Source organism: Nonomuraea sp. NPDC003201, from assembly GCF_053590415.1.
The window spans coordinates 42,714-49,821 of the sequence record NZ_JBSFTC010000056.1 but is presented as its reverse complement, the minus strand read 5'-3'; the positions used below and the strand labels follow the sequence as shown (position 1 = coordinate 49,821).

Below are 7,108 nucleotides of genomic sequence, written 5' to 3'. Positions count from 1 at the left end.
CTACGACGAGCTCGGCGGGCCCTTCGACGTGGTGTTCGACGGGGTCGGCGGGGAGGTCGGCGGCGCCGCGTACGAGCTGGTCGAGCCCGGCGGCACGTTCTTCGCCTACGGCGTACCCAGCGGCTCGACCGCCCGGATCGAGCCCGGGGCCGCGCGGGTGGTGGGCATGGAGCAGGTCCAGTTCGGGCCGGACGAGTTCCGGCGGCTGGCCGGGCGGGCCCTGGAGCACGACATCCTGACGACCGTCGTGGGGCTGGCCGTGCCGCTGGAGCGCGCGCACGAGGCCCACGCCGCCCTGGGGAGCCGCGAACTGGTCGGCAAGGCCGTCCTGCTGGTCACCGCCCAGGCCGCCCGCTACCGCGCCCACGGCGGTCCGGAGGTGCTGGCGCTGGAGGAGATCCCGCTCCCCCAGCCCGGCCCGGGACAGGTGCGGATCGCGGTCCGGGCGGCCGGGGTCAACCCCATCGACTGGAAAATCCGCCGCGGCCTCATGGGCGCGCCCCTCGGCGAGCCTCAGGGCACCGGGCTCGAACTGGCCGGGACGATCGACGCCCTCGGCCCAGGGGTGACCGGGTGGCGGCTGGGCGACCCGGTGTTCGGGCAGGTCGAGGGAGGTGCCGCCGCCACGCACGCGATCGCGGCCGCGAGCCTGCTGGCGGCCAAGCCGGACGATCTGACGTACGAGGAGGCCGCCGCGCTGCCCGTCGCCGTCGAGACGGCCCGGCGGGCGCTGGGCGGGCTGGGCCTGGAAAAGGGCCAGACGCTGCTGATCCACGCGGTCGCGGGCGGCGTCGGGCTGGCGGCCGCGCAGCTCGCCCTCGCCGCGGGCGCCCGGGTCGTCGGGACGGCCGGCGAGCGCCACCACGCCTTCCTGCGCGGCCTCGGCGTCCATCCGGTCACGTACGGCGAGGGCCTGGAGGAGCGCCTGCCCGGCCCCGTCGACCGGGTGCTGGACGCCTCGGGCAGAGGCGAGCTGGAGCTGTCGGTGAAGCTGGCCGGCGACCCCGCCAACGTGATCACCATCGCCGACCGGGCCGGCGCGGCCGAGCTCGGCGTGCGCTTCTCGTCCGGCCGCGCGAAGGGGCCGGTGGACCACCAGAACGTCCGGATCCCCATCGCGGAGGCGTTCCCCCTGGAGCGGATCGCCGACGCGCACCGGCTCAGCGAGGACGGCCACTTCCTGGGCAAGATCGTGGTGAACACGGAAGGGACCTTGCCGCGATAGCGCGGCACACTGGTCTCCATGCTGGAAACCTCGGCCCGCCTGCTGAAGCTCCTGTCCCTGCTCCAAGCCCGCCGGGACTGGACCGGCCCCGAGTTGTCGTCCCGGCTCGGGGTCTCCACCAGGACGATCCGCAACGACGTCGAGCGCCTGCGCACGCTGGGCTACCCCGTGCACGCCACGCCCGGGGTCGCGGGCGGCTACCGGCTGGGCGCCGGGGCCTCGCTCCCGCCGCTGCTGCTCGACGACGAGGAGGCCGTCGCGGTGGCGGTCGGGCTCGGCCGGGCGGCCGGGGGCGGCGTCGAGGGCATCGAGGAGGCCTCCGTGCGCGCCCTGGCCAAGCTGGAGCAGGTGCTCCCGTCCCGGCTGCGCCGCCGGGTGAACGCGCTCAACACCTACACCGTGCAGGTACCGGGGCAAATACCGGGCGACGTGCCCGCCGTACCCCCCGAGGTGCTGACCACGATCGCGAACGCGGCCCGCGACCACGAGCGGCTGCGCTTCGACTACACCGGCCACGACGGGGCGACGGCCGTGCGGAACGTGGAGCCGCTCCGCCTGGCGCACCGGCGCGGCCGCTGGTACCTCGTGGGGTACGACGTCGAGCGGCAGGGCTGGCGCACGTTCCGGGTGGACCGGGTGCGCCCGCGCACTCCGGCCGGGCCCAGGTTCACCCCGCGCGAGCCGCCGGAGGGCGGCGACGTGGCGGCGTACGTGGAGAAGGGCCTCAACACGGCGACGTGGCGCCACCGGGCCACGGTGCTGGCGCACGCCCCGGCCGACCGGCTGGCCCACCTGCCGGCGGGGCTGGAGGTGGAGCCGGTGGACGAGGCCACCTGCCTGGTCAGGCTGGGCGGCGACGACCCGGACAGCATGGCCAGGTGGATCGGGTTGATGGGCGTGGACTTCGAGGTGCTCGACCCGCCCGAGCTGGCCGAGGCCGTGCTGAGGCTCTCCGAGCGCTACCGGCGGGCGGTCAGCGAACGGTAGGGCTCCGGTCAGCGGCCGGCCCCAGGCTCGGCGGCATGAAGAACATGACGCGGGTGGCGGGCGGCAAGGACGATTTCCAGCTCGTACACCACCTCACGCTCAAAGGCAGCCAGTTCGAGATCGGCAGGGCGCTCACCGAGGAGGCCCGCCGGCTGGGCTGGGCCCCCACGCCGGCCGACCCGGCGGTGAACCGGGCCCGCAGGACGTGGTTCGAGCGGCACTGGCCGCAGCACCACGCCCGCATGGACGGCGCGGCGGCGGTCCTCGGCCTCGACCCCGACCAGGACGATCTGGCCCTCGACGGGCTGAACTACGTCCCGGAGGGCACCGGCTGCTCGGCCCTGTGGATCCCGCCGTCGGCCGCCGCGGACGGCCACGGCCGGGTGGGCCGCAACTACGACTTCTTCCCCATGACCAGCAGCGAGGTGATGGGCACCGCGCCCAGGCCGGGCGAGCTGCCGATGGCCTCGCGGCCCTACGTGATCACGACGGTGCCCGACGAGGGGCTCGCCTCCACCGTGATCACCATGTCGGACCTCGACGGCTGCATGGACGGCATCAACTCGGCCGGCCTGGCGGTCGTGCTGCTGGTGGCCGACTTCGAGCACGCCGCGCCGCCGGAGCACGTCGCGCCGCAGGTCGGGGTGGGGAGCGTGCAGCTGCCCAGGTTCCTGGTCGACACCTGCGAGAACGTGGAGCAGGCCAAGCAGGCGCTCCTGGGCGCCAAGCAGTACGACCACGGCACCTCCCTGCACTACCTGGTGGCCGACGCCCACGGGCAGGCGTTCGTGTGGGAGCGCGGCAGGGACGGCGGCGAGCACATCGTCCAGCTCGGCGACGGCCCGCTCTGCGTCACCAACCACCTGCTGCACCGCCACCCCGACCCGATGAACCTGCCCGAGGACACCCCGGGCAGCTTCCGGACCTACGAGCGGCTGCGCACGCTGTACGAGCGCAGCAAGGGCGCCGCCGTGTCACCGCGGGAGCTGCGCGACCACCTGCGCGCGGTCCGGCAGGCCGAGGACCCGGCCCTGCCGTTCCGCACGCTGTGGACGACCGTCTTCGACACCGCCGACCGCACCCTGTCGGCCCGCTTCTACCTGGGAGACGGCCGGCGCTACAGCGAGGAGCTGGTCTTTCACCCCTCCGACAGGTAGTCCTCGCGCACCTTGGAGCGCGACAGCTTGCCCGTGGGCGTGCGCGGCAGCAGGGAGCGGTATTCGATCTCCTTCGGGTGCTTGAACCTGGCGATGCGCGGCCCGCAGTGCTCCAGCAGCTCGGCGGTGAGTCCGGGGCCGGGCGTGACCCCTTCGGCGGGCTGGACGAGGGCCACCACGTGGTGGCCCCACTCCTCGTCCGGCACCCCGATGACGGCCACGTCCGCCACCGCCGGGTGCTCGAGCAGGGCGGCCTCGATCTCGGCGGGGTAGATGTTGACCCCGCCGGAGACGATCAGGTCGGTCCGCCGGTCGCACAGGAACAGGTAGCCGTCCTCGTCCAGGTAGCCGATGTCGCCCGGCGAGTACCACTCCCCCAGCATGCTGGCGGCCGTCTTCGCCGGGTCCTTGCGGTACTCGAACGTGCCCATGGCCGACTTGACGTAGATCAGGCCGGGCTCGCCGACCGGCAGCTCGGCGCCGTCCTCGTCCACGATCTTGGCCTCGAACGTGGGCACCGGCCGCCCCACCGTGCCGGGCCTGGCCAGCCAGTCGTGCGGCTTGACCGCGAAGGCGATCGTCGACTCGGTGGAGCCGTAGTACTCGTACAGCACCGGCCCCCACCAGTCCATGATCTGCTGCTTGACCGCGACGGGGCAGGCGGCGGCGGTGTGGATGACCTGGCGCAGGCTCGACACGTCGTACTTGCCCCTGACCTCCTCCGGCAGCTGCAGCATGCGGTGGAACATGGTCGGCACCATCATCGCGTTGGTGACCCGGTATCGCTCGATGAGCTCCAGGATCGTCACCGGCTCGAACTTGGGGGCCACGACCACGGCGTGCCCGAGGTGCAGCGCGAACTGGGTGTGCGCGCACGGCGCCGAGTGGTACATCGGCGAGGTCACCAGATGGACGTCGTCGCCCGGCCTGAGGTCCACCACCTCGCCGAGGAACCACTGGTAGGCGGGCACCATCTGCTCGGGCGCGACGCCCGGCAGCGGCCGCTGCACGCCCTTGGGGAAGCCGGTGGTGCCGGAGGTGTACCACATGACCGCCCCGGACGTCCGCTCGCCGGGCGCGTCGGCAGGCTGCCCTTCGGCCAGCCCCGCCGTGCCGATCTCCCCGCCGGGTACGGCGTGGTCGGGCCCGGTGACCACGACCTTGGCGTCGCAGTCGGCCAGGATGTACGCCACCTCGGACGCCGTCAGATGCCAGTTGATCGGCACGTAGTAGAGCCCGATCTGCGCGGTCGCCATGACCATGACGACGGCGTCGATGCCGTTGGGCAGCACGCCCGCCACCACGTCGCCGGTGCCGAGCCCGCGGGCCCTGAGGCCGTGCGACACCTGGTTGACCCGGGCGAGCAGCTCGCCGTAGGACGTCCTCGTGCCGTCGGAGTCGATCATCGCGAGGCGGTCCGGGTCGGCGGCGGCGATGGCGTAGAAGCCGGGCAACTGACTGACGTCCACTGCGTCTGATTGCCGAGCTGCGCTCGGAGTGCTGTGATGGATGTCCTCGCTGCGCTGCGGATCCATCACAGCTCCAGCAGGTGCGCGAGACGGGCGCGGTGGATGCGGGGCGGGCCGAGCAGCACCTCGTCCGCCTTGGCCCGCTTGTAGAACAGATGCGCGTCGTGCTCCCAGGTGAAACCGATGCCGCCGTACAGCAGCAGGTGGTCGCGGGCCACCTCGAAGCAGGCGCGGCCGACGTAGGCCTGGGCGAGGGCGGCGGCGCCCGGCAGCTCCTCCGGCGACTCGTCGGCGGCCCAGGCGGCGTACCTGACGATGGACTCGGCCTGTTCGAGCTTGCAGTGCATGTCGGCCAGCTTGTGCTTGACGCCCTGGTAGGAGCCGATGTACCGGCCGAAGGTGACGCGGATCTTGGCGTAGGCCACGATGGCGTCCAGCGCCGCCCGCATCACGCCGAGCTGCTCGGCCGCCAGCGCCACGCACAGCTGGTCGCCGACCTCCGGCGCCGGCCCCAGCACGCGGGCGGGCGCGCCCTCCAGGACCACCCGCGCCTGGCCGCGCGTCAGGTCGAGCGTCTCCAGCGGGGTCCTGGTGACGCCGGGCCCGGCCAGCTCGACGGCGACCAGGAGCTCGCCGTCGCCACTGCGCGCGGGCGCCACCAGCACGTCGGCCTCCATGCCGCTGAGCACCTGCGCCAGCGTGCCGCGCACGGCCCCGCCGTCGAGGTCGACGGGGGCCTGGGCGAGCGTGGCCGTGGTGCGGCCCTCCGCGATGGCGGCGAGCAGCTCCTTGTCGGGGGTGCGGGTCAGGGCGATCGCGGCGAACGCGGTGGCCAGGAACGGCCCGGGCAGCAGGGCCGCGCCCGTCTCCTCCAGCGCGACCGCCAGCTCGGCCAGGCCCGCGCCCGCGCCGCCGTACTCCTCGGCGATGATCAGGCCCGCCAGGCCCAGCTCGCCGTTGAGCCTGACGTACACCTGCGGGTCGTAGCCCTGCCGCGCCTTGGACAGCGGCGAGGCGGCGCCCAGGAAGGCGCGTACGGCCTCGCGCAGCTGCCGCTGCTCCTCATCGAGTACGAGCTTCACCCCTGCGTCCCCACCTTCAGGTCCTTGAACGGCACGGTCTTGTCCATCCGGGGCTCCGGCGGCAGGTTGAGCACGCGGTCGCCCACGATGTTACGCATGATCTCGTTGGTGCCGCCGCCCAGCGACATGGCCGGGGCCATCGAGATCGCCTGCGCGAGCGGGGAGTCGCCCAGGACGGCCTCAGGGCCGGCGAGCCGCGTGGCCAGGTCGGCCTGGAACATGGTCAGCTCGGCCAGCAGCAGCTTGGCGGCGCTGCCCCGGGCGCCGGGGAAGATCCCCGCCTCGGTCTCCTGGGCCAGCCGCTGGTTGAACAGCGCCAGGGCGCGGCTGCGGATGTGCAGCTCGACCAGGTCGTCGCGGACCAGCGGGTCGCCGGTGTCGACCACCCGGCGCAGCGCCTCCAGCGAGGTCGGGTCCTCCTTCTGGCCGCTCATGCCCACGCCCGCCGAGATCGACAGCCGCTCGTGCAGCAGGGTCGTGACGGCCACGCTCCAGCCGTCGTTGACCTCGCCGACGCGGTGCTCGTCGGGGATGGGGACGTCGTCGAAGAAGATCTCGTTGAAGTTGGACCTGCCGGTCATGTCCTTCAGCGGCCTGACCGTGACCCCGGGGTGGTGCATGTCCACCACGAACATGGTCAGCCCCTTGTGCTTGGGCACGTCCACGTCGGTGCGGGCCAGCAGCAGGCCCCAGTCGGCGTGGTGGGCGACCGAGGTCCACACCTTCTGGCCGTTGACGATCCAGTGGTCGCCGTCGCGCTCGGCCCTCGTCTGCAGGCCGGCCACGTCGCTGCCCGCGCCCGGCTCGGAGAAGAGCTGGCACCAGATCTCCTCGCCGCGCAGCAGCGGCCGGACGAACCGCTCGCGCTGGGCGTCGGTGCCCCGGTCGACCAGCGTGGGCCCGGTCATGCCGAGGCCGATCGAGAAGACGTACGTGGGGAGGGTGAAACCGCGGGCCTCGGCGGCGAACGCGCGCTCCTCCGCCTGCGTCAGCCCCTGGCCGCCCCACTGCTCCGGCCACGTGATGCCGGAGTAGCCGGCGTCGTGGAGCTTGGCCATGAATTCCTTGGCCCGGGCGATCGGGTCTCCCCCGGGCCGGTCGTCCGCCGGGACATTTTCCTGCAGCCAGGTCCTGGCGGACCGCCGATAGTCAGCAAGGTTCACATCGACTCCTTGGCATCAGTGCCCA

6 protein-coding genes and 1 pseudogene are annotated in these 7,108 nt (G+C 73.2%); 4 read left to right on the top strand and 3 right to left on the bottom strand.

The annotated features are described in order from the left end of the window. Positions 1–28 precede the first annotated feature (28 nt). The 4 genes and pseudogenes from ACWDX9_RS21665 to ACWDX9_RS21650 form a co-directional block, all read left to right on the top strand. Positions 29–271, top strand: a pseudogene (locus tag ACWDX9_RS21665) (hypothetical protein); the annotation flags it as partial. Positions 272–331: 60 nt separating this feature from the next. Continuing rightward, positions 332–1,225: an NADP-dependent oxidoreductase gene (locus tag ACWDX9_RS21660; RefSeq protein ID WP_449956665.1), complete on the top strand. Its 894-nt coding sequence runs from the start codon at positions 332–334 to the stop codon at positions 1,223–1,225. 18 nt (positions 1,226–1,243) lie between these two features. Beyond that, a complete protein-coding gene (locus ACWDX9_RS21655; RefSeq protein ID WP_449956659.1) occupies positions 1,244–2,212 on the top strand; it encodes a helix-turn-helix transcriptional regulator in 969 nt (322 codons plus the stop codon). Positions 2,213–2,247: 35 nt separating this feature from the next. After that, positions 2,248–3,369, top strand: coding sequence for a C45 family autoproteolytic acyltransferase/hydolase (locus ACWDX9_RS21650; protein WP_449956657.1), 1,122 nt, complete (start codon positions 2,248–2,250; stop codon positions 3,367–3,369). On the opposite strand, the gene ACWDX9_RS21645 is transcribed toward ACWDX9_RS21650, so the two are convergent. The 3 genes from ACWDX9_RS21645 to ACWDX9_RS21635 form a co-directional block, all read right to left on the bottom strand. Beyond that, complete coding sequence (locus tag ACWDX9_RS21645) at positions 3,351–4,838, bottom strand: AMP-binding protein (RefSeq protein ID WP_449956655.1); 1,488 nt, start codon at positions 4,836–4,838, stop codon at positions 3,351–3,353. The genes ACWDX9_RS21650 and ACWDX9_RS21645 overlap by 19 nt on opposite strands. Before the next feature lie 65 nt (positions 4,839–4,903). Next, complete coding sequence (locus tag ACWDX9_RS21640) at positions 4,904–5,920, bottom strand: acyl-CoA dehydrogenase family protein (protein ID WP_449956652.1); 1,017 nt, start codon at positions 5,918–5,920, stop codon at positions 4,904–4,906. Continuing rightward, positions 5,917–7,083 (bottom strand): acyl-CoA dehydrogenase family protein, encoded by a 1,167-nt coding sequence (locus ACWDX9_RS21635; protein WP_449956650.1) that lies wholly within the window; start codon positions 7,081–7,083, stop codon positions 5,917–5,919. Before ACWDX9_RS21635 ends, ACWDX9_RS21640 begins: the two co-directional genes overlap by 4 nt. Between the last annotated feature and the right edge of the window lie 25 nt (positions 7,084–7,108).

Coding starts and splice junctions, on each gene's coding strand:
- ACWDX9_RS21655 (WP_449956659.1), top strand. CDS start 1,244: ATGCTGGAAACCTCGGCCCGCCTGCTGAAGCTCCTGTCCCTGCTCCAA.
- ACWDX9_RS21650 (WP_449956657.1), top strand. CDS start 2,248: ATGAAGAACATGACGCGGGTGGCGGGCGGCAAGGACGATTTCCAGCTC.